Genomic DNA, 22,395 nt, shown 5'->3' with positions numbered 1-22,395 from the left:
CAATCGTTCAAAACCCGCGGAAACTCGCGCTCGCCGCGGTGCACCGGTGTTCGCAGAGAAGCTGTCGGCTCCAGAAATTGAATTGATCAGCACATCCCTAAGGTGCCGCCCCCGTCTTCCCGATCCGTTTTCAAATCGTTGGCGTCGAAGTCGGCATAACTCTTCAAACTTTTTAGCGAGGCTAGCGTCAGCGCCGCTGCTCGATTGTCTGTTTCCACCCCCGTAACCTGAACGATCAACGCGAGCAAGGCCTTGTCGTCTAGCTTATAGAAGTACTCATTCGCTTTTAGGAGCTCTTGGTATCCCAACCTTATGGCATCTGCCATTGCTCGCCCTGCTGAGTTGGGATTGCGAAATCGCTTGTAGATGTCGGTCGGAGTGCCGTCTGAGGCAACGAACCCGATTTTCTTGAGGAAGGGCGTCACGGTGCCACCGGTGCCGCCTTTGATCTGCAGCACGGTGTTGACGAAATCCGTGGTAACTCGCGGCGGAGTAGCAGCAGATCGAATTTTGTCCAAAACGGTTTTGACGGTCCCCGGGCTGTACATATAGGGAAGATTTGCCACTTTGCTTCCTGTCGAGTTGCAAGTGATACCGATGGTAGCCCAGAGTTGGCCGGCGGTCCGGCTGTGGAACGCTCGCTCTTTGCCGTAGGTTATCCAGCAGTTCCTTGTTGGAGCGGGGACGCTGATGCGTTCGTCAGGCCGCCGAGGTCCAGGTTGCCAAACACCAGTCTCTCCATCGAGGCCTTAAGCGCCCCAACGGGATACCCATCGGCGCTGCCGTATCGACGTGCAACCTCCGCCGTGGTGTGCCCTGTCATGGCGTCCTGGTGGTCCTCAGGAAGCCCGGAAGCCCGAGCGAAGTGCTTGAACGTGTGCCGGAAGCTGTGGAAGGTGAGCTTGGTGGACGTGATGCCAACGCGGTCGAGATAGCGCCCGAACCAAGCGCCCCATGCAGCACTGTGGGTCCGGCGCTTCTGGGCGCGGTCGATGCCAGGGAACAGCCACGGCCCTTCTGAGGACACACGCGCAAGATGGTCGAACAGACCCAGTCGAAGCAACTCGTGATGCACCGGCACTCGCCTGTTGTTCTTCGCTCGGCCTTTCAGATGCTGCCCAAGCTCGGGGCGGTGCCGGAAGTGGAAGACGGGGATGCCTTCCCATGAGTAGAGCCCGTCCAGGCGCAGCGAGAGAATCTCATCGAGGCGAGCCCCGGTGCATAGCGCGATGATGGGCACCCAGAAGGCGACGTCCCCTTCCCGCCGTCCGGACGACTGCCCTGTGTGAAGACCTCGCTGTCGAAGATCAACTGGAGTTGCTCTGCCGTGAAAGCATCGCGAGACTTCTCCCCGCCGTCGACGTTCCGGATGCGCACGTCTTCAATCGGGTTCTGCACGATACCCAGTTGGTCGTCCTGACGGCACACCGTGAAGGCCGCCTTGAGCAGGTTGAACCGGGCCTGCACGGTCGCCGGCTTGACTCGCTTGAGCATCGCATCCCGAAGCGCCACGAAGTGGGCCTTGCCGATGGCCTCAAGGGGCAGGTCCCCGTGCAGCGATGTGAACTCCTTGACCAGCGTGTCAGCCGCTGCGGACGACCTGTGGGTCTTGTTCCCCGTCTGCTTCCAGTAGTCCACCACATCCTGCAGGCGAGGTGAACGACCCCCACGTTGGCGAGGCTGCACCACGGACATCGGGTTGCTCGGCCGCAGTGCCAGCGACACCGCCTCCTCCATCTGCTCCGGCTCCCCATCGTCAAAGGCCAGACGGATCGCATCTGCCAAGGGCGATGGCGGGGTGTCGGTTGGCTCGCCTCGGTTGCGGGACTCAAGCACTGTGATCACCCGTATCCGTGCCTTCAACAGCTCCCGCGCAAGCAGGCGGGCCGCTTCGGGATTACCGGTGGCATCGACGTGCGCTGTGACGAGGAAATCGCGAATGCTGTCGGCCATCAACGTCACGTTGCCTCTCGCATACGCGGAACGAAGGCTCTGGAAGCTGGACAGCCAGCGCCTCCTGCATGCCATGGAACTCGTCGTCGGAAAGGCCGCGTCCACGCCAGACGTCGTCGCCCGCAAGCTGCATCGCCTCGTACTTCTCAACAAGCGACGGGATGAGGTCGATGGTCAGGGGCGATGGCGGAGTGCCACGCTTGCCCCGCAACGAGGTGACCTCGACTTCGTAAGCAGCGGCCAGCCGCGCGGCCTCCCGCTTGGCTTCAGCGAGCGCGGAGAACTGTCGGAGGTTCTTGCGGAGGGATTCGCAACCGTAGTGGTCGCGGAGGTCTTGAGGGACCTTCTTGTGGAAGTAGAAGGACTTGCCGCGTTGAACTAGATTGGTTTGTTGACGCACCGCCATGTTCCAGATTATCGGCCCCAGGGGTCACACCTCGGGGTCACACTCGGAAAGACGGGGATCAGTTGGAAGCCAAGGTTGGCGCGGTTTTCCTTGTAGATCACCTACTTAGAAAACCGGCCAGGGGTCCTTGGCGGAGTCGGAGGCGTCCGAATATTCTTCGGAAATGGCGCCAATACTGCGTCCGAGGCCTATCGACTCAAAAACAGTCCCCGAATGGTTCCCCTAACCAACGGCTGTCAGTCGGGCTTAGCCCTCAGCTTGGGCTTCACTCCCACCACCTCGGCCGCTTCCGTCAGCCATCGCTTGGAGAACATCCACCCCTTCCCGCCGGTCTTCAGCGGAATCCACTTCCCGCCCAGCTCTTTGAGCTCTTCTGCAAATTCCTTGGTGTCGCCCTTCACCACAAATGCCCGATCGGTGTACTCCTCCAGCCACACCTCTTCGGCAGCCTTGGCCTTGGCTTTTTTCGCCGGGGCCTTCTTGGCAGCCGGCTCGGGCACATCGACGTCATGGTCGTCCTCGCGCGTCGACTCTTTGGCCGCTCTCACGATTCGCGCATCGACCACGGGGTTCACCGACAGATCCCGCATCACGATGGTGAGATGGCGGGACAGCTTTTGCTTCAGATCGTCAATCGACGAATACTGATCCTGAATGCCTTTGTCCCGAATGGACTTTTTGAAGTCCTTGAGCTTTTCCAGCTGCTGCGTGTCGATGACATCTAGATCGACCGGCTGCTTGGAGTAATAGAGCATCACTGGCTTGTTTTGCTTCAGGAACCAGCGGATCTCCTCAACAGTGCCACTCTCTTCCAGGCCGGTCGGTGAACCAAGGCGAGTCCAGAAAGCTCCGATCAACATGTCGCAGTTCCGAACGACTTGATCGTTGATGATCGCCTGCGGTCGGTCGCCCATAGCAGGCGCGCTATGCGACTCCCACTTGACTGGGAGCAGGACGTATCCCTTCTCCTGCGAGTTCAGTGCGTTCCAGTCGTGCAGTCCGTCGGCAATTGCCTGCCGCTCGTTTGGCACGTCCGAAGGAGACGCTATCAAGACATGAAATACGGTAGCAGAGTACGGCAAGGTGACCTCCCACGTTGTATTGACGCCCCTCAGCGTCGCGTTACTCGATTTTGCAGGCGCGTAGCCAATTAGCCCAACCGGTATAACCCCCTTAAGCGCGCTCAGCAACTAGATAGCGATCGGGGTTCGAATTACCCTTGATCGGGGTTCCCCAGGGAGGACCCAACAGGGGGGGTGGGGTGCCAATCGCCCCCTCTACCCTTTTCGCTGCGGACGTGCGGACGAGCCCTCGAATCGGCCGCCAGCCCGCATGGATGCTAGGTTTGCGTGTCCGCGACGGGGCCGCGGACAGTCCGCCAAAGGCTGTGGACGCCGCGGACGGCGGACCGTCGAAGTCCGGCGACATGTGGCGCTCGCACTGGCCAACGCCTTCCCCTTCTCAAAATCTCTGCGGACATGCGGACAAACGCCAAAATGGGCCGCTAGCCCGCATGGATGCTGGGTTTGCGTGTCCGCAGTGGCACTGCGGACAGAGGCTCATGGACTGCGGACATGCGGACAAATCCTGCGGACAGACCGCATCGAACCCGCGGGCAACCTGTTCTTCTCTGGAGCACCCGGCGTCAGCCGCGAGGCGTGAATCGGAGCCACAGCGGCGCGAAAGGAGCTGCGCCCCCCGCCCTTACGCGGGCGAGCGGTAGAAGGCCTGCGGCCCTCAAGGCATGAGGATGAAGGCATGCAGGTCAAAGCGTGATGGACAAAGCAAAGCGGCCCGCATGGGGCCGCTTGCACACTCGCCATCGAGCTGGATCTAGATTCCCGGATGCCAGCCCGGTAGCTCGTTCGGCCAACCCAGGCAGTATTCGAACCAGCTGCGATCGCCATCGCGCTTCGCGACGGTGTTCAGCAGCAGCCAGCCGGCGTTCAGGTACAGGTTCACTTCGTGCTCACTGTCCAGCTCGCAAACTTCGTTGATGTTCTCGAAATGCATTGAGGCTCCATGTCATTGAAAAGGCGCAGGGAGCCGCCCCGAAGGACAGGCTCCCTGCTACGCACCTCGCTGCATTCTCGCGTCCCTGGTGCGCGTTCTGAGGGGTGCTTCCGGTCACCGTCTCAGAGGGTGTCAGCCATGTTCCCTGGAAACCGCGTTCGTGCCGCCGAACGCTCAGGCCGCGGGCTATGGCCAACTTCTCGCCCGCCGCCTGTCTTGCCTCTTTACTTGCCCGGGTTCTTGTACAGCCCGCGGTAGTCGATCACGCCCACACCGAAGTCCAGCCGGCACTTAGTTCGTGGACTGCAGNGCCGAACGCTCAGGCCGCGGGCTATGGCCAACTTCTCGCCCGCCGCCTGTCTTGCCTCTTTACTTGCCCGGGTTCTTGTACAGCCCGCGGTAGTCGATCACGCCCACACCGAAGTCCAGCCGGCACTTGTGTGCCACGGCGTCGCGCTCGAATTCCTCGTCTTCTTCGAGGTACGGGCGCGGCTCGCCGGCCAGGTAGGCGCGCACGATGGTGTCGTGCTGGGTCGGGTCCGCAGCGAGGTACCACGCCGCTTCGGAGACTTCATCGAGGCGCGGATCGGAGACCAGCACCAGGCGACGAATCCACTCCGGGTTGCCAGTGTTGTTCGCCATGCCCGGATCGACCAGGCTGGCCAGCAGCTGCTCTGCCTTCGTCTCCAGCGACACCGGCACGATCAGGAAGCGCGGTTGCGGATCGAAGTACCCCAGCCCCTGCAGTCCCTTCTGCTTGCGCATGGCGGCCCGTGCAATGCCCAGCGTCTCGGCAGACAGCGCGGCACCTGCGACGGCCAGGTTGCCATGCTTCGCGTGGAACAGCGGCAGATCATCGCGCAGTCGCGTGCTGCCCGTCAGCTTGGCATACACGCTGTCGGCTTCGAGGCGGCGCGCGGAAGCACCGTAGGCCTGCGGGATGCGCGTGAAGGCGTCCAGGTCGTCATTGATGAGCGCCTGACGCGAGATCTTGACGATCTTTCCGAAGGTCTCGATGCGGAACGATTCGGCCGACTCGGCGAAGCTGCCGTAGGTGTAGTTGGCCAGCTCCAGCACCTTGTCCAGGCCCGGCGCCTCGGACAGCGACACCAGGGTTTGCGGCTTGAAGTCCGGCACCTCGCGCTCGGCGGTCCACACCGCGTGCGTGGCCTGCGCGTTCTCGTAGCCGGCACGCAGCGCGCGGCCCGTCGTGTTGGCCAGCAGCTCGGGGAAGTCCGAGGTGCTCATGGCGGCCTTGATGATCTCGTTCTGGCTCTTGCGGTACGTCGAGATGCCCGCCATCGAGAGCACCTTCTCTGCCATCGCGAGCATCGTCAGGCGCTGCAGGTCACGCGAGGCCGGGTGCGGGTTCTCCACCGGCACGCCTGCGCGCGCCAGCAGCACGTCAGAGGCAGCGGCCTTGAATTCGTGCATCGTGCTGGGGCCGCTGCTGCTGGAACCTGCCCACACGGTCTGCCCGCGGTCGTCCACGTACGCCATTGCGCCGACCGAGAACGCGCCCTCGCCCATCTTGTTCAGGATGCGCTCGCCCGCCTCGGCTGGTGTCATCCGCTTGTTGGCCAGGCACTGGAACATCAACTTGCCCATCTCGCCCGCGCTGTCCGGCGCTCTGAGAATATGTCGCTCGAACATGTCCACGATCCGGGCTGTGTCCGCTTCGTTGCGAATCGACAGGGCATAGTCACTGACGGGGGCGCCGGCAGCGGACGCGAGCGGGGCCGACTCGGGTGCTCGGGTGACCGTATGCCGGCTTTGGGGCGGCAGGTGCAGATTGGCGAGCGCAGGTCGGCGCAGCTTGTACTTGTCCGGAATGGAGAAGGCGCAGGCACGCGCGTTGGAGGGCCGCTCGTCGTAGGAGTCGTCGGCGATCTCGTCGACCAGGCCGGCCGCCTTCGCTTGCTCGGCGTCGAACCAGGTCTCCGCATCGAGCCAGGCTCGCAGCTTGTCGTCGGCCTGGCCGGTGCGCCGATAGGCCGTGATGAGCGTGTCACGCACCAGGTCGAGCTTGTCGGCCGTGCGACGCAGGTCGGTCGCGTTGCCACTGGTGGTGCTCCACGGGTTGTGGACCATCATCAGGCCGGACGGCGCGATGATGACCTTGCGACCACCCATCGCGATGACGCTGGCAATAGACAGCGCCCAGCCGGTGATCTCGACCGTGACGTGCGACGGATGAGCGCGCAGCAACTCATAGATCGCGATGCCGTCGTACACGGCGCCGCCTTCCGAGTTGATGCGCACCAGCACGGGCTGGTCCTTGAAGAGGTCCAGTTCCTGACGGATGAAATCCGCAGTCACTTCGGTACCGATTTCGCCAAAGATGTGGATCGTTTGCATGGTGATTTCAAAGTTGTTGTGAGAGCAGTTTCGTGCCGGGCTTCTGTGTGGAATAGCCCTGCGCTCGCTGCACGACGTCATAGAGGCCACGTGCCGAGTGCGGCAACGCAAGGTCCTGCTGCATCGCGCGGAACAGGTGCGCTTTCCAGGCGGGCCAGTCGTCCCGCGGATCGGCTTGCGTGCGCACTGCGGGCCATTCACGGTCGACGAAAGTGCGCAGCCGCGGCGCCAGCTCCATGCATCGCGCCCAGGTCGACAGCGCAGGGTCGGGCAACACGGTCGCAACCGCATGCATGAGCTGCTCATCGCGACGCATGTGCAGCAGGCGCCTTTGCACCGTGCGACGGCCCGCCACCGCCAGGCCCAGCGTCGTGTCGAGCGGCTCACCGCGCCGCACGGACGTGACGATGACGTGCTCCCACCGGTACGCACTTTGAGGAGAGAGAGGAACGCCGTACTTCACGTGCGCAAGCATCTCGCCCATCATCTCGATGCCGTCGACCTCGGGCATCCCCCCGTAAGTTGCGATGTGCATGTCAGTGGCCCTCCGCGAAGATCGAGGCCTTCAGCCGATAGCAGGTGCTCGACCCGATGCCGGGCAAGCGTTCCTTGCGATCGAAGCGACCGCCATGGCCCGGTTCGAGGTGTCCGCGCTGCAGCAGCACGCGACAGACAGCGCGGTAGTCGTAGCCCGCACAGACCTCGCCGCGGAACACTTCCGGCAACACGAAGAACTCAACGGACGTGCCTTCACCGTCCGCGGGCTGCATGCGTTCGCCGAACTCGCGTTGATGGTCCGAGTTCGTGCGAATGGGCTTGCCAGCCGCATCGACCAGTCGCCGGAAGCCTGCGCGCATCAGCGTGTTCGGCGAGTGATCGTCGGCCGCACGATTCCACCAGGTGAAGCGGGCCGCGCCATGCAGTTCCATGAAGCGGCGCACCTGGCGGCACATCGCTTGGTCCTCACCGTTGCCGGCGTGGCCACGCGACTCGAGCCATGCATTGAAGCAACGGCTCAACGCCCGGTGAGCCTCGCCCTTTGGCCATCCGGTGATGCCCGCCTCTGTGGCCAGCTCGCCGGCAGCAGCGACCAAGGCGAATCGCGCGCCGGCTCGGCGCACCTGCTCGCCCGCTTCCTCGGGCACGAAGTCGTCGCGGTAGCGTCGGATCATTTCCGCCAGGCGCGCGGGCAGTTCTTCGTAGTGCTTGCAGGCCCATTCCAGCCAGGTGCGCCCAGCCTGGCCATAGCTCTTCGCCGCAGCGGTCACGAGCTCATCCGCCATGACGGCCGGCCCGCTGAAGTCGTGCAGCTCTTCGATCCCGCCCATGCCCTTGCCGGCGTCCAGCGGGATGTCGAGCATGCGCACCTCTTGCCCCGCGCGCGGCGTCTTCGAGGCTGATGCCATGTGCTGCGCGAGCGACACCTCACCCGAGGACAGGAACAGCAATCGCCAGGTGCGCCGCTTGCGTGCGAAGCCGTTGCGCGTCGCGCGGCCCTTCTCCTGATCGTTGGCCAGCATGTAGGCGACCTCCCCCGCCACGTCCGGGTCGAGCTGGCCGAACTCGTCGAGGATCAGCGTGCTGTCGCAGTGCTGCACCGCGGTGGCCTCCAGCGCGTTGTCGGTGGTGCGCCAGCGCTGCATGTAGCTCGGCCGTCCCCAAACGCTCGCAGCCAGGCGCAGCGCGGTCGTCTTGCCCATGCTGGAGTCGCCGCGCAGGTGGAAGCCACCGCTCTCCATCTCGGCCAGACGTGCCATCGGCCCGGCAAACGCGCAGCACAGCGCGAAGATCAGACGCGAGTTGCCGATGCAAGGCTCCGAGACATTGGCCCGCCACCGCGCCAACGAGCCTTCGCTGCGGTAGGTGTCGTCCATCCCCGCCTCGCTCTGGAAGACGTAGCGGCGGCCTTCCGTCTCGCCGATGCATTCGCTGGGCAGCACGTACACGCCGTCATGCCAGCCCACCCGGTCGGTGCAGGTCACTCGCTCCGCAGGCCGGCGCGAGTCGATGTACTGCACGATCCGTGCGCGAGTGCCTTGGGCCGGCGACACCTCCAGGCCCATGTCGCGCAAGCGGCACAGCCACTCGTTGCCATCCCCGCCGAGCATGCTGGACGGCATGGCCCATGACTTCGCGTTGCCGTCCGGGTCGGCGAAGTGCACGAGGTAGCCCCAGCCGTTCCCGTCGTCAGTGCGCGTGAGCGCTGCGACGACCAGGCGCGAGCAGACCCACGCCGGCCGCTTCTCGTTGCCCTCTTTGTCGCGAGCGATGTACCACACGCCCTTCGCCGTCAGGCTGAAGCGGTCGGGGCTCGGTGCCTTCACAGGCTCGGCCTCGGGCTCTGCCTCTGCCTCTTCTTCCTCGGGCTCGTCGTCCGGCACCTCTGACGCAGCAAGCACCTCGGCCACCGTGACAGGAGCTGCAGGCGCGGCCGGAGCGGCCGGCGCCTCCTGCTGCAGTGCCGCCTCGACGATGGCAGCAACAGCCGGCAGGCCGGCGTGCACGGCCAGGTCGTTGAAGTCCTTCAGGCCCTTGGCCTCGGGCAGTCCCTCAGGGAATGCCGTCAACGCCGGCAGGCCGTCCGCGGCAGCGGATTGGGCGGCGGCGGAGGCCCCTTTGCGCCCAGGATTTTTACCAGTGCGAGCCTCGGTCTGCACGTCATCGTCGCCGCACACCAGGATGCGCGCTTTCGGGAACATCGAGCGCAGCGCGACCGCAACCGGCTTCAGGTTGCCGGCATCGAATCCGACCACCACCGGATAGCCCGTGGCCTCGTGCAGGCTGGCGGCCGTCGCGTAGCCCTCGGCCAGCAGCAGTACAGGCGTCTGCACCGTCCTCTGGCCGATCCAGTGGAACAGCCCGGACTTGCGCCCGCTTGGCAGAAGCATCTTCTCGCCCGTGCCTTTGTCCTCCTGTTCCTTCGAGGGCTTGGTCGGTGCGATGCGCTGGACGTTCAGCAGCTCGCCCGGCGCGTTGCGCAGCGGAACCAGCATCGTGCCGTCACGCTGGAAGCGCACGCCGTGCGCGCCCACGCGCTTGTGCACCAGGTACGGGCTGTGTCCCTCGACGCTCGCGGCGTCCCACAGGCGCCTCGCCTCGACCGCTGCGCGGTCCGCCCGCTCTCTGTACTGCGCCTCCTGCAGGGCGCGCGCTGCCGCCCTCTCCTGTTCCTCGGCTTCGAGCTGGGCGGGCGTCGGCCGCAGCTCGGGCGGCGTGTCGTCGGCCGGGAAGGTGAAGCCGCGTTTCTTGGCCAGGCCGAACAGCGTGCCCACCTTCACCTTGCCGGGCTTCTTCGCACTGCGCCAGGTCGCGCGGTCCTCGGCGGCATCGGGTGTTGGCCGCTGCTCGGCCCACGCCATCCAGGCGTCCTCGCCGGCATCGCCGACGCCGTCGTAGACCGCGAACGCAATGCGTGCGCGCTCGTCGTGGCCGATGTCGGCCGAGAGGAACGACAGGGCGCTGCGGATGACCGCCACGTCGACACGGCGCGGGGTGAACTTTCTCGGGGTGCGTTCAGTCATCAGCGCTGCGCCTCCCTCGGTCCGGCTTGTTGGCCACGGGACTCGGCGATGCGATCAGCGATCCAACTTTCGACCTCCGACTCGAGCCAGCCGACAGCCCTTCCGAGGCCTCGGCCGCCGCCGCAGCTCCCGCCGAGCGAGATCGGCGCAGGGAATCGGCCTTCCTTGATTCGTGCATACAGACTGGTGGTCCCCAGGCCAACCTTGGCCAGGACCTCGGGCTTCCTCAACAGGCGCTCGCCTGCAGTGCCCGGAATACGTTGTGCGGTTGCGTTCATGGTTCGTATGGATTGAGGTGGAGACATGGCCACACGTCGCTCGACGTGCGCGCGCTTTGCTCGACCAGGCGCAATTCACCTGCGGTGCTGCCCGCTTTCTTGTTGCGGCGCCAGTCGCTACCGTTCAGGCGAATTGCTTCGGTCAGGGCTGAAAACTGCTGACGCCATTTGATGCAAATCGCTGTCTCATCTGTAGACACCAAGACGAGACAATTTCATTGCCAGGGCTGACCTGGAAAGGACAAAGCTGGAGAACAAAGAGAAGAGATAGAGAGGACTTGTCCGCACTGTCCTCACTTTGTCCGCACCTTTGTCCGCAGTCCTTTCCGGGCCGCAAACCCAGCATTCATGCGGCTTGCAGCGGTCTTGCGTCGTTTGTCCGCATGTCCGCAGCGGAAATCACGCGCCGCCGCCCTTTGGCATTTGCTGTCGGTGCAATCGGCGTCGCTCCACGCCCTCGGTGGTGTGGTGGTCGTAGGCCCAGTCCATGAGCTGCACGCTCTCATTCGTGAGCATTTCCAGCGACGCACGGGCCATGCGATCGAGCGCCTGCACGTCGTGCTCTGACAGCAGCGGCGCGTATGGCTGCTCGTGGACGGTGGTGTCCAGGTACATCGTTTCGCGAATCGAGAAAAGCACCTGCATGCCGCTCGCGACCTCGTTCACCAGCTCGGCGAACTTCATCACTGCCATCCCTGGCAACTTGGTCTGCTCGGCCGCCTTCATGTACAGCCGCTGGGTCTTGATATACGGTTCCATCGTCAGGCCTCCCGTGCGGAGTGACGAACGTCATGCACCAGGCAGAACCGGTGCACGCCGGGCAGGGCGCCCGAGAACCAATCATTGCGGCGCAAGCTTGCGCCGCTATCATTCGAAATAGCCATATTCACCTCTGAAGCAGGTGGGTTGTGGTTAGGAGAGGCCGGGTGTTGACGCACCTGGCCTTTCCGCTTTTACGCTGCCTTTTTGACGGGCAGCACGGGTCCGCCTTGGCGGATTGAATCGATGTAATCGGCGTACCACTGCATCATTTCGGCTCGCTCTGTGAGGTACTCCGCCGTGTTGTAGATCGCAGCCACCTGATTGCGCTTCATGTGCGCCAGCTGCGGCTCAACGATCTTTTCCGGAAACTTCCATTCGCTGAGCGCGGTGGAGGCGATGCTTCGGAAGCCATGACCGGTCATCCGCCCCGCGTACCCCATCCGCTTGAGCGCGGTCAGGATCGTGTTATTGCTCATTGGCTTCTCGTGGTCGCGCTCGCCAGGGAACACGTACGGGCTTCGGTTGCGAAGCTGTTCCAGTGTGCGGATGACTTCGATAGCCTGACGAGACAGCGGCACGATGTGCGGGAAGCGCATCTTCATGCGCTCGGCGGGAATGCGCCACTCAGCGCGTTCCAGGTCGATCTCGTCCCACGTCACCTCGACCAGCTCAGTGGTACGCACGAACGTCAGCGTCATCAACTTCATGGCCAGGCGCGTATATGCCGAACCTTGGTACGCGTCGATCTTGAGAAGCAACTCCGGCACGTCCCGCAGGTGAAGCCGAGCGAAGTTCTCGACCTGGCGCGGCTTGAGGGCGTCCGACGGCTTCACGTCGGCACATGGGTTGCGGAGGGCCAGGCCGTGAGCGATCGCATAGCGAAACACCTGGCCGCAGGTCTGATAGCAGCGTTTTGCAATGTCGAGAGCGCCTCGGGCCTCGATCTTCTTCGCCATGGCAAGGATGTGCGGAGCGAGGATGTCGGCAACCGGCTTGCGCCCCAGCTCGGGGAACACATCGAGCTGCAGGCGCCGTAAAACGTAGTCGGCGTGCCGCGGGCTGCGGGTGCCGCGCCAGTGTTCCCACCAGCTCATGGCCACCACCTCGAATGAGGTGCCAATGGCCACACGGCGGGCCGCCTTCGCGTCCTTCCGCAGTTGAACCGGGTCGTCGCCTTCCTTCAGGGCACCGCGGGCCTTGTCGCGGTCGAGGCGGGCTTGCACCAACGAGACATCGGGATAGGTTCCAAGGGCAAGGCGTTTTTCCTTGCCGGCGAAGTAGTACTTCCAACGCCAGTACTTCGATCCGCTCGGGAGGACTTCCAGGTAGAGGCCACCGGAGTCGGTGTAGCGCTCGCGGGCCTTGGTGTCGGGACAGGTGGCTTTCTTGCAGGCTAGGTCGGTCAGAGGCATGAGAGAGGGGAATCGGGGAATTTGGAGCTGTGCCAGGGGCACAACCTGTTTTGTGCCCCGAATGATTCCCCTGGGACGGCCTGGCTGTCAACGAAGCTCAGCGAACACCGACGAAACAAAAAAGCCCCGCAAACCTAGGTTTGGCGGGGCTTTCACGGCTTTCAGCGAATTTCGCCGAACACTATCCTGGCGGAGTCGGAGGGATTCGAACCCTCGATGCAGGTTTTGCCCACATACTCCCTTAGCAGGGGAGCACCTTCGGCCACTCGGTCACGACTCCGGCGAAGACTGCGATTCTAGCCGCAGTTTTGGCGATTTCAGGCGGCGGGCTGTTCCAGGTCGAAAGCCTTGTGCAGCGAACGCACCGCCAGCTCCATGTACTTCTCGTCGATCACGACGCTGGTCTTGATCTCGCTCGTGGTGATCATCTGGATGTTGATGCCCTCCTCGCTCAGGCAGCGGAACATCTTGCTCGCCACGCCCACGTGCGAACGCATGCCGATGCCGACGATGCTCACCTTGCAGATCTTGGTGTCGCCCATCACCTGCGCCGCGCCGGTCTGCGGCAGCACGGTGTTCTTCAGCAGCTCCATCGTGCGCGTGTAGTCGTTGCGGTGCACGGTGAACGAGAAGTCGGTCTTCCCCTCGTGCGAGATGTTCTGGATGATCACGTCGACGTCGATGTTCGCGTCGGCCACCGGGCCCAGGATCTGGTACGCGATGCCCGGCTTGTCGGGCACGCCCATCACGGTGATCTTGGCCTCGTCGCGGTTGAATGCGATGCCCGACACAACGGCTTGTTCCATTTTCTCGTCTTCCTCAAAGGTGATCAGGGTGCCCGAGCGCGCTTCCTCGGCGATGTCGATGTCCCACGGCGTGAAGCTCGACAGCACGCGCAGCGGCACGCGGTACTTGCCGGCAAATTCCACCGAGCGGATCTGCAGCACCTTGGAGCCGAGGCTCGCCATCTCGAGCATCTCTTCGAAGCTGATGGTGTGCAGACGGCGCGCATCGGGAACGATGCGCGGGTCGGTCGTGTAGACGCCGTCGACGTCGGTGTAGATCAGGCATTCGTCGGCCTTCATCGCGGCCGCCACCGCCACCGCCGACGTGTCCGAGCCGCCACGGCCCAGCGTCGTGATGTGGCCGTCGCCATCGATGCCCTGGAAGCCGGTGATGACCACCACCTTGCCCTGCGCCAGGTCGGCGCGCACGCGGGCGTCGTCGATGCTCTGGATGCGCGCCTTCGTGTACGAGCTGTCGGTCTGCACCGGCACCTGCCAGCCGGCATAGCTGACGGCCTGCATGCCCTCGGCCTGCAGCGCGATCGACAGCAGCCCGACCGAGACCTGCTCGCCGGTCGACGCGATCATGTCGAGCTCGCGGTCGACGGCGGTGGTCGGCGACGCCGGCGACAGCTCCTTGGCCAGGCCGAGCAGGCGGTTGGTCTCGCCGCTCATCGCCGAAGGAACGACCACCATCTGGTGGCCGGCGCGGGCCCATTTCGCAACGCGTTTCGCGACATTGCGAATGCGCTCCGTGCTGCCCATGGAGGTGCCGCCGTACTTGTGAACGATGAGTGCCATGAAAGGGTCTTGCCGCGAGTGGAGAAAAGGGTCGCGAGTCGATCGCAACCGGGCATTTTAACCGCGCGGAATCAGGCGTCCGACACGGCCGCGCGCCGCCACGCCAGGCTCACCTGCGGCTGCCCCGGCAACCCGATCGCGCGGGCGTCGATGCCGAGCCCCGGCACGAACAGCAGCTGCCCGCCGCTGTACACCAGCGGACCGTCGCGCTCCCACGCCGGCACCTCCGCGGCCTGGTACTGCTTCTTCAGGCTGCGCGGCGGGCGGCCCAGCCCGGCCTGGAACCGTTCGCCGCCCTCGCGCGCGCGCAGCGCCAGCGCGCCCAGCCACGCGAGCGGAATGCCGTCGCGCTTCACGCGGGTCACGACGAGTTCGCCGCCCCAGCCCGGCAATGCGTGGCGGCCGGCGCGCCGCACGCTCAGCGTCGACTCGCGCTCGGGTGATTCGAGCGATTCAGCGCGTGGCACCTGCGATGCGACGAAGGCAAGGCGCCCCCGGTGCGCCCGCAACTCACCGCCGACGGCCGGCCAGGCGCCCTGCCCGCCCAGTTCGTGCTGCAGCCGCAGCACGAGGCTGGCGGGCGCCGGCTGGTCGATCGATGCAAGCCAGGCCCGCAGCGCGTTCGACTGCCTCGCGTCGCTCAGCGTGCGCCATTCGCCCACGATCAGTCCCCGCGCATCGGCCACGCGCGCGAGGTCGATCGCCGCCAGTTCGTCGAGCGCGGCCGCGGCCTGCTGTGCCCAGCGCGCCGATTGGGCGAGCGATGCCTCGGCCTGCGGAAAGGCGCCGATCAGCGCCGGCCACACGGCAAGCCGCAGCCGGTTGCGGGCGAAGCGCTCGTCGGCATTGCTGTCGTCGTCGATGAAGCGCAACCGGTGCCGGCGCACATAGGCCTCGATGGCCTCGCGCGGGGTGTCGAGCCACGGCCGTTCCCAGACCACGCCGTCGCGCTCGATGCGGCGCGGCATCCCGGCCAGCCCGGCGGCGCCGCCGCCGCGCAAGGCCTGCAGCAGCAGCGTCTCGGCCTGGTCGCGCCGGTGGTGGGCCAGCAGCACGATGCCCGCCTGCTCGGCGAGCGCCATCGTGCGCAGTGCGTCGTAGCGCGCCTGCCTCGCCCAGGCCTCGATGCTGTCGCCGCCGCGCGGCGCGTCGCTCAGGCGGTGGTCGACGAAGCGCACCGGCAGGCCGCGGCGCGCCCAGCGCGCGCATTGTTGCCGGCCATGCGCCAGCCACGCATCGGCGTGCGGGCTCAGTCCATGGTGGACGTGCAGCGCCAGCACCTCGACGTCGCTGCCCAGCGCCGCATGCAGCGTGGCATGCAGCAGCGCCGTCGAGTCGCGGCCCGCGCTGTAGGCCACCGCGACGCGCTTCGGCGCCACGGCGGTGTCAGTGGTCCTTGGTGTCGCTGAAGCGGCCGTAGGCGCGCAGGCGCTCGTAGCGGCGCTGCAGCAGTTCCTTCGGCTTCAGGTCGCTGACCTGGCGCAGTGCGTCGTTCAGCGCGCGCTTCAGGAACGAGGCCATCTGCTTGGTGTCGCGGTGTGCGCCACCGACCGGCTCGTTGACGATCTTGTCGACCAGCCCCAGCGCCTTCAACCGATGGGCGGTGATGCCCAGCGCTTCGGCGGCGTCGGAGGCACGCTCCGACGTCTTCCACAGGATCGACGCACAGCCTTCCGGCGAGATCACCGAGTACACCGAGTACTGCAGCATCAGCACCTGGTCGCCGACGCTGATCGCCAGCGCGCCGCCGGAGCCGCCTTCGCCGATGATGGTCGAGATGATCGGCACCTCGAGCTGCGCCATCTCGAAGATGTTGCGGCCGATCGCTTCGGATTGCCCGCGCTCTTCGGCGCCGATGCCCGGATAGGCCCCCGGCGTGTCGACCAGCGTGAACACCGGCAGGCCGAATTTCTCGGCCAGCTTCATCAGGCGCAGCGCCTTGCGATAGCCCTCGGGGCGCGACATGCCGAAGTTGCGCGCGGCGCGCTCCTTGGTGTCGCGACCCTTCTGGTGGCCCACCACCATGCAGGCCTGGCCGTTGAAGCGCGCGAGGCCACCGACGATCGACTGGTCGTCCGCGAACCCGCGGTCGCCCTTCAGCTCTTGAAAGTCGGTGAAGATCTCGCTGATGTAGTCCAGCGTGTAGGGACGCTGCGGATGGCGGGCGATCTGCGTCACCTGCCACGGCGTCAGGCTCGCATAGACGTCCTTCGTGAGCTGCTGGCTCTTCTTGCCCAGGCGGTCGATCTCTTCGGAGATGTCGACGGCCGATTCGCTTTGCACGTAGCGCAGCTCTTCGATCTTGGTTTCGAGTTCGGCAATGGGTTGCTCGAATTCAAGGAAATGGCGTTTGCTCATTTGTCTTGATCCCTGTTCTTGAAGGAGGATGCCCTGGCCCAACGATGGGGGCTGGCTTGCGGGCCGTCAATATGCCACGGCAAGCGGGTCGAGACTGCGCCAAATGTACCATGTGGCCACCGAGCGAAAAGGCGCCCAGGCGTCGCCCACTTCGCGCGCCTCGGCCCGCGAAACCGGCTCGCCGCTGAAGTAGTTGTGGCTGATGCCCTTGATCAGGCCGGGGTCGTCCAGCGGCAGCACGTTGGGGCGGATCAGGTGGAAGATCAGGAACATCTCGGCGGTCCAGCGGCTGATGCCGCGGATCGCGACCAGCTCGTCGACGATCGCTTCGTCGTCCATCTGCTGCCACTGGCGCACGTGCACGCTGCCGGCCTCGAAGTGCTGCGCCAGGTCGACCAGGTAGTCGACCTTGCGCGCCGACAACCCGGCCTCGCGCATCTGCGCGGTTTCGATGGCGAGCACCGCGGCCGGCTGGATGCGCTGCGAGCCGCCGTCGAGCAGCGCGGCCACGCGCTCCCACGACGCCTGCGCGGCCTTCACCGAACTCTGCTGGCCGACGATCGAACGCGCGAGCGTCGTGAAGGCATCGCCGCGGCTCTGCAGCCGACCTTCGCCGAACTGCGGGATCAGCTTGCGCATCACCCGGTCGCGCTTGACGAGGTGCCGGCACGCCTCGTCCCAGTACTCGGGAGTGACGGAGCGCACCACGGATCAGGCCTTCATCCAGGTCGTGCCTTGCGCGGAGTCCTGGAGCACGATGCCTTGCGCCAGCAGGTTCTGGCGGATGCTGTCGGCGAGCGCGAAATCGCGCGCCTTCTTCGCATCGGCCCGGGCCTGGATCTGCGCCTGGATCGCAGCGTCGTCGAGCTGGCTGCCCGCCTGCAGGTAGCTGCGCGCGTTCTGCTGCAGCAGCCCGAGCGTCGCGGCCAGCCCCTTGAACAGCGCCGCCTGCTGCGGCGAGCGGCTCTTGTTCAGCTCGGTCGCGAGCTCGAACAGCACCGCCACCGCCTCGGGCGTGTTGAAGTCCTCGTTCATCGCGGCACGGAAGCGCGCGGCCTGCGGCTGTGTCCAGTCGACCGCGATCTCGGGCACATCGAGGTCGACCAGCGCGGTGTAGAGCCGGCGCAGCGCGTTGCGCGCGTCGTCGAGGTTGGCGGTGCCGAAGTTCAGCGGGCTGCGGTACTGCGTGCGCAGCATGAAGAAGCGGATCGTCTCGCCGTCGTAGCGCTTCAGCACGTCACGGATCGTGAAGAAGTTGCCGAGCGACTTCGACATCTTCTCGTTCTCGCCCTGGTCGTTGACGACGTTCAGGAAGCCGTTGTGCATCCACACGTTGACGAAGCGACGGCCGGTCGCACCCTCGCTCTGCGCGATCTCGTTCTCGTGGTGCGGGAACTGCAGGTCCATGCCGCCGCCGTGGATGTCGAAGTGCTCGCCGAGCAGCGCGCAGCTCATCGCCGAGCATTCGATGTGCCAGCCGGGCCGCCCGGCGCCGAATTCGCTCGCCCACTTGGCGTCCTCGGGTTCGGTGGGCTTGGCCGATTTCCACAGCACGAAGTCGAGCGGGTCTTCCTTGCCGTCGAGCACCGCGACGCGCTCGCCGGCGCGCAGCTGGTCGAGCGACTTGCCCGACAGCTTGCCGTAGCCGTCGAACTTGCGCACCGCATAGTTCACGTCGCCGTTCGGCGCGCGGTAGGCGTAGCCCTTGCGCTCGAGCGTGGCGATCATCTGCAGCATCTGCGGCACGTACTGCGTCGCACGCGGCTCGTGCGTGGGCGGCAGGATGCCGAGCGCGGCCACGTCTTCGTGCATCGCGGCCGTCATCTCGTCGGTGAGCTGGCGGATCGGGATGTTGCGTTCGAGCGCGCGCTTGATGATCTTGTCGTCGATGTCGGTGATGTTGCGCACGTACGTGACCTGGTAGCCGAGCGTGCGCATCCAGCGTGCGGCGACGTCGAAGGCCATCATGAAGCGCGCATGGCCCACGTGGCACAGGTCGTAGATCGTCATGCCGCACACATACATGCGGACGTGATTCGGTGCTATCGGCGTGAACACCTCGGTCTGGCGCGACAAGGTGTTGAAGATGCTCAGGGTCATCGGCGGAGTGCTGCAGTGGAACCGCTCATAGGGCCTGGCCAGCGGACAGTGTCCGGTGGCGCATCGCGCCGGCCGGTGCCGCACACCCGGGGTGTAGCGAGGGTCGAAGGGCTTGCAGCCACGGGGCTGCTATACAATTTTCGCAGTATAGCGGGCCGTTTCCGCACACCGTTCAGCCCCGCTGGCGCCCGCCAACGTCGTCCATCCACCAACCTCGCGGCCCCCAGATGACTTCACGCTTTTCGCTCGTCGCCCTGGCCGTCTTCGCCGCGCTTGCAACCGGCACCGCCCGGGCCGACGAGTACGGCGATGTCGACGGCCTGCTGGGCGCGGGCCGGCTGGCCGAGGCGAACCAGAAGGCCGACCAGTTCCTGTCCGTGAAGCCGAAGGACGCGCGCATGCGCTTCCTGAAAGGCCTGGTGCTGTCGGAGCAAGGCAAGTCGAACGACGCGATCGCGGTGTTCGTCAAGCTGACCGAGGACCACCCCGAGCTGCCCGAGCCGCACAACAACCTCGCGGTGCTGTACAGCAAGCAAGGCCAGTACGACCAGGCGCGGCGTTCGCTCGAAGCGGCGATCCGCACCAACCCGAGCTACGCGACCGCCTACGAGAACCTCGGCGACGTGTACGCGAAGCTGGCGAGCCAGGCCTATTCGCGTGCGCTGCAGATCGACGGCAGCAGCACCGCGAAGGTCAGCCCGAAGCTTGCGATGATCCGCGACCTGTTCTCGCCGATGACGCGCTCGGAGCCGCCGGTGGCGGTTGCCGCCAAGCCGGCGCCCGCGCCGGCACCGGTGGTTGCCGCGGCGCCGAAGCCGGCTGCCGCACCGGCACCCGCACCCGCACCTGCGCCCGCACCGGCCCCGGTGGCTGCGACACCGCCTGCTCCGGCCGCCGCGGCCAAGCCTGCATCGGCCCCTGCCCCGGCGGCGACGCCGGCACCGGCCACCGCCAGCGAAGACGCGAAGGACGTGCAAACCGCCGCGCTCGCCTGGGCCGCCGCCTGGGCGCGCAAGGACATGGACGCCTACTTCGCGTCCTACACCCCTGACTTCAACGGCGGCAAGACGCGCGCCGCCTGGGAGGCCGAGCGCCGCGCCCGCATCACCGGCAAGCGCAGCATCACCGTCACGCTGAGCGACTTCGACATCCGCGTGCAAGGCGACAAGGCCGTCCTGCAGGCGCGCCAGGCCTACAGCGCCGATGCGCTGAAGGTGTCCAGTCGCAAGCGGCTCGACCTGGTGCGCGTCTCCGGCCGCTGGCTGATCCAGAAGGAAAGCACCGGTTCGTGACCCGACGCCTGCGTGAGTGGTGCCGCCGCGCGGCGCTGCCTGTCTGCCTGGCGCTGCCGTGGGTGGCGGGCTTGGCGCTGGCCGCACCGCGCGCACCTGCCGCGCTGAAGCCGGCGGTGGCACGCAGCGGCCTGCCATCGGTGCCGGCCTCGCCGGAGGCACGGTTGATCGAGGTCTACCAGCTGATCCGCGACGGCGATGCCCGCACCGCGCTCGCACGCGCCGAGGCGCTGACGCGCGACGTGCCGAACTTCCAGCTCGCGCAGCTGGTCTATGGCGACCTGCTGCTGGCCCGCCGCCAGCCGCTCGACGCGATGGGCGCTGCGCCGCCCGAGCTGGCCGCGTCGTCGCCCGACCAGCTCGCGCAGCTGCGCCAGGAGGCCACGCTGCGGCTGGCCGCGCTCACCGAGCGGCCGCCGGCCGATGCGCTCCCGCGCCCCTTCACCGACATCCCGCCGAGCACCCGGCATGCCATCGCCGTCGACGCGAGCCGCTCCCGCCTGTACCTGTTCGCGAACGACGCGAAGGGCCTGCACCTGATCGCCGACCACTACGTCTCGCTCGGCCGCCTGGGTGTCGACAAGAAGGAGCAAGGCGACCAGCGCACGCCGCTCGGCGCCTACTTCATCACCAGCCGGCTGACCAACCAGCAGGTCGCCGACTTCTACGGCCCGGGCGCGCTGACGCTGAACTACCCGAACGAGTACGACCGCCGGCGCGGCAAGACCGGCGGCGGCATCTGGCTGCACGGCGTGCCGCCGGCCAATTTCGCGCGCGGCCCGCAGACCACCGACGGCTGCGTGGTGCTCGCCAACCCCGACCTGCTGCGGCTGCTGCGCGAGGTGTCGCCGCGGCGCACGCCGGTCGTGATCGCACCGAAGATCGAGTGGGTGGCGCGCGCCCAGGTCGAACAAGAGCGCGCCGCGGCGCATGCGATGGTCGAGCAGTGGCGCGTCGCGCGCTCGCAGGGCGACGTGCGCAAGCTGCTGAGCTTCTACTCGCCGCAGTTCCAGAGCGGCAGCGCCGACCTCGCGCAGTGGTCGGAAATGGTCGACAAGGAACTGCAGGCCACGCGCGGGCGCACGGCCGAGTTGAAGGAGATGTCGATCCTCTCGTGGCGCGACGCCGGCGAGGTGCTGATCGTGACGTTCGGCGAGGTGCTGAGCGGCCAGTTGACCGGCCCGTTGAAGCGCCAGTACTGGGGCAAGGAAAGTGGACAATGGAAAATATTCTTCGAAGGAGTGATCTCGTGAAAACCCTCAAGTCATGGATGCCGCTGCTGGCAGCCGGCGTGGTCGGCATCGCCGGCCTGACGAGCAGCATGGCGGCATTCGCCCAGAAGGTGAAGCTCGCCACCTCGCTCGGCGACATCGTCGTCGAGGTCGATGCCGCGAAGGCGCCGAAGTCGGCCGCCAATTTCCTGCAGTACGTGAAGGACGGGCACTACAACGGCACGGTGTTCCACCGCGTCATCCCCGACTTCATGATCCAGGGCGGCGGCATGACGCCCGACCTGAAGGAAAAACCGGTGCGCGCGCCGATCCCGCTGGAAGCGCGCAACGGCCTCGACAACACCCGCGGCACCCTCGCGATGGCCCGCACGATGGACCCGAATTCGGCCACCTCGCAGTTCTTCATCAACGTGAAGGACAACGCCTTCCTGAACGCCGCGCAATCGCGCGACGGCAACGGCTATGCGGTGTTCGGCAAGGTCGTCTCGGGCATGGACGTTGTCGACAAGATCCGCGCCGTGCAGACCGGCAGCAAGGGACCGTACCAGGACGTGCCGGTCCAACCCGTCATCATCAAGCAAGCCACGCTGGAGAAATAACATGAGCAAACTCGTCGACCTGGTCACCAACCACGGCACCATCCGCATCGAACTCGACGACGCCAAGGCGCCGCTGTCGGTCAAGAACTTCCTCTCGTACGTCGAGAAGGGCCACTACGCCGGCACGGTGTTCCACCGCGTCATCAAGGGCTTCATGATCCAGGGCGGCGGCTTCGAGCCCGGCATGAAGCAGAAGCCGACCGATGCACAGATCCAGAACGAAGCCGGCAACGGCCTGAAGAACGATCACTACACGCTCGCGATGGCGCGCACCAGCGTGCCGCATTCGGCCACCGCGCAGTTCTTCATCAACGCGACCGACAACGACTTCCTGAACTTCAAGTCCGAGACGCCGTCCGGCTGGGGCTATGCGGTGTTCGGCAAGGTCATCGCCGGCCAGGACGTCGTCGACAAGATCGAGCAGGTGAAGACCGGCAACAAGGGCGGCCACAGCGATGTGCCGACCGAAGACGTCGTGATCCTCGAAGCCAAGGTGGTCTGAGCCCGGGGCTCACCCACCTCGAG

At 65.8% G+C, this 22,395-nt stretch carries 21 protein-coding genes and 1 tRNA gene; 4 read left to right on the top strand and 18 right to left on the bottom strand.

The genetic code is table 11. The annotated features are described in order from the left end of the window. Nucleotides 1-86 precede the first annotated feature (86 nt). The 18 genes from ASC98_RS30720 to cysS all read right to left on the bottom strand — a co-directional run bounded on the left by ASC98_RS30720 (nt 87) and on the right by cysS (nt 18,747). Nucleotides 87-566, bottom strand: a complete 480-nt coding sequence (locus tag ASC98_RS30720) for a DUF5343 domain-containing protein (RefSeq protein WP_157597803.1) — start codon at nt 564-566, stop codon at nt 87-89. Between the two features lie 89 nt (nt 567-655). Further along, nucleotides 656-1,183, bottom strand: coding sequence for a hypothetical protein (locus ASC98_RS32420; RefSeq protein ID WP_369820427.1), 528 nt, complete (start codon nt 1,181-1,183; stop codon nt 656-658). Further along, on the bottom strand, nt 1,108-1,953 hold the full coding sequence (locus ASC98_RS31835) for a hypothetical protein (RefSeq protein WP_235581342.1): 846 nt from the start codon (nt 1,951-1,953) through the stop codon (nt 1,108-1,110). The genes ASC98_RS32420 and ASC98_RS31835 overlap by 76 nt, the downstream gene beginning before the upstream one ends. Continuing rightward, complete coding sequence (locus tag ASC98_RS32415; RefSeq protein WP_369820425.1) at nt 1,898-2,359, bottom strand: DUF6538 domain-containing protein; 462 nt, start codon at nt 2,357-2,359, stop codon at nt 1,898-1,900. The genes ASC98_RS31835 and ASC98_RS32415 overlap by 56 nt, the downstream gene beginning before the upstream one ends. A 236-nt stretch (nt 2,360-2,595) precedes the next feature. After that, nucleotides 2,596-3,441, bottom strand: a complete 846-nt coding sequence (locus ASC98_RS21075) for a hypothetical protein (protein WP_157597802.1) — start codon at nt 3,439-3,441, stop codon at nt 2,596-2,598. Between the two features lie 751 nt (nt 3,442-4,192). Beyond that, nucleotides 4,193-4,372, bottom strand: a complete 180-nt coding sequence (locus ASC98_RS21070) for a hypothetical protein (RefSeq protein WP_056820441.1) — start codon at nt 4,370-4,372, stop codon at nt 4,193-4,195. Between the two features lie 369 nt (nt 4,373-4,741). Beyond that, nucleotides 4,742-6,730 (bottom strand): ClpP-like prohead protease/major capsid protein fusion protein, encoded by a 1,989-nt coding sequence (locus tag ASC98_RS21065; RefSeq protein ID WP_082552775.1) that lies wholly within the window; start codon nt 6,728-6,730, stop codon nt 4,742-4,744. A gap of 7 nt (nt 6,731-6,737) precedes the next feature. After that, the gene (locus tag ASC98_RS21060) at nt 6,738-7,265 is read right to left on the bottom strand and encodes a hypothetical protein (protein WP_056820438.1); all 528 of its coding nucleotides are present in this window, start codon (nt 7,263-7,265) and stop codon (nt 6,738-6,740) included. Between the two features lies 1 nt (nt 7,266). After that, on the bottom strand, nt 7,267-10,251 hold the full coding sequence (locus tag ASC98_RS21055) for a DUF927 domain-containing protein (protein WP_082541736.1): 2,985 nt from the start codon (nt 10,249-10,251) through the stop codon (nt 7,267-7,269). Then, entirely contained in the window at nt 10,251-10,529 is a 279-nt protein-coding gene (locus ASC98_RS29740) for an AlpA family transcriptional regulator (protein ID WP_082541735.1), read from the bottom strand. Before ASC98_RS29740 ends, ASC98_RS21055 begins: the two co-directional genes overlap by 1 nt. A 399-nt stretch (nt 10,530-10,928) precedes the next feature. Further along, the gene (locus tag ASC98_RS21050) at nt 10,929-11,288 is read right to left on the bottom strand and encodes a hypothetical protein (protein WP_056820432.1); all 360 of its coding nucleotides are present in this window, start codon (nt 11,286-11,288) and stop codon (nt 10,929-10,931) included. Nucleotides 11,289-11,482: 194 nt separating this feature from the next. Next, entirely contained in the window at nt 11,483-12,703 is a 1,221-nt protein-coding gene (locus ASC98_RS21045) for a tyrosine-type recombinase/integrase (protein ID WP_056820429.1), read from the bottom strand. Between the two features lie 187 nt (nt 12,704-12,890). Beyond that, nucleotides 12,891-12,983: transfer RNA gene (locus ASC98_RS21040), tRNA-Ser, on the bottom strand. A gap of 37 nt (nt 12,984-13,020) precedes the next feature. Next, nucleotides 13,021-14,289, bottom strand: coding sequence for an aspartate kinase (locus ASC98_RS21035; protein WP_056808167.1), 1,269 nt, complete (start codon nt 14,287-14,289; stop codon nt 13,021-13,023). Nucleotides 14,290-14,360: 71 nt separating this feature from the next. After that, the gene (gene tilS / locus ASC98_RS21030; protein WP_056808165.1) at nt 14,361-15,668 is read right to left on the bottom strand and encodes a tRNA lysidine(34) synthetase TilS; all 1,308 of its coding nucleotides are present in this window, start codon (nt 15,666-15,668) and stop codon (nt 14,361-14,363) included. Nucleotides 15,669-15,675: 7 nt separating this feature from the next. Beyond that, a complete protein-coding gene (locus tag ASC98_RS21025) occupies nt 15,676-16,647 on the bottom strand; it encodes an acetyl-CoA carboxylase carboxyltransferase subunit alpha (RefSeq protein ID WP_056808163.1) in 972 nt (323 codons plus the stop codon). A gap of 66 nt (nt 16,648-16,713) precedes the next feature. After that, complete coding sequence (locus tag ASC98_RS21020; protein ID WP_056808161.1) at nt 16,714-17,355, bottom strand: DNA-3-methyladenine glycosylase; 642 nt, start codon at nt 17,353-17,355, stop codon at nt 16,714-16,716. A gap of 3 nt (nt 17,356-17,358) precedes the next feature. Beyond that, nucleotides 17,359-18,747 carry a cysteine--tRNA ligase gene (gene cysS / locus ASC98_RS21015; protein WP_056808158.1) on the bottom strand — a complete coding sequence of 463 codons (1,389 nt, stop codon included), beginning with the start codon at nt 18,745-18,747 and terminating at the stop codon, nt 17,359-17,361. Between the two features lie 227 nt (nt 18,748-18,974). Here cysS and ASC98_RS21010 point away from each other — a divergent pair, with 227 nt between their 5' ends. The 4 genes from ASC98_RS21010 to ASC98_RS20995 all read left to right on the top strand — a co-directional run bounded on the left by ASC98_RS21010 (nt 18,975) and on the right by ASC98_RS20995 (nt 22,372). Further along, a complete protein-coding gene (locus ASC98_RS21010) occupies nt 18,975-20,039 on the top strand; it encodes a tetratricopeptide repeat protein (RefSeq protein ID WP_056808156.1) in 1,065 nt (354 codons plus the stop codon). Further along, on the top strand, nt 20,036-21,292 hold the full coding sequence (locus tag ASC98_RS21005) for a L,D-transpeptidase family protein (protein ID WP_056808154.1): 1,257 nt from the start codon (nt 20,036-20,038) through the stop codon (nt 21,290-21,292). The genes ASC98_RS21010 and ASC98_RS21005 overlap by 4 nt, the downstream gene beginning before the upstream one ends. Nucleotides 21,293-21,360: 68 nt before the next feature. Continuing rightward, nucleotides 21,361-21,870 carry a peptidylprolyl isomerase gene (locus tag ASC98_RS21000; protein ID WP_304433553.1) on the top strand — a complete coding sequence of 170 codons (510 nt, stop codon included), beginning with the start codon at nt 21,361-21,363 and terminating at the stop codon, nt 21,868-21,870. Between the two features lies 1 nt (nt 21,871). Then, entirely contained in the window at nt 21,872-22,372 is a 501-nt protein-coding gene (locus tag ASC98_RS20995) for a peptidylprolyl isomerase (protein WP_056808151.1), read from the top strand. The last annotated feature ends 23 nt before the right edge of the window (nt 22,373-22,395 follow it).

The organism is Rhizobacter sp. Root1238 (assembly GCF_001425825.1).
GTDB lineage: Bacteria > Pseudomonadota > Gammaproteobacteria > Burkholderiales > Burkholderiaceae_C > Rhizobacter.
The sequence above is the reverse complement of the archived record's forward strand: the minus strand, read 5'-3'. Positions and strand labels throughout refer to the sequence as shown.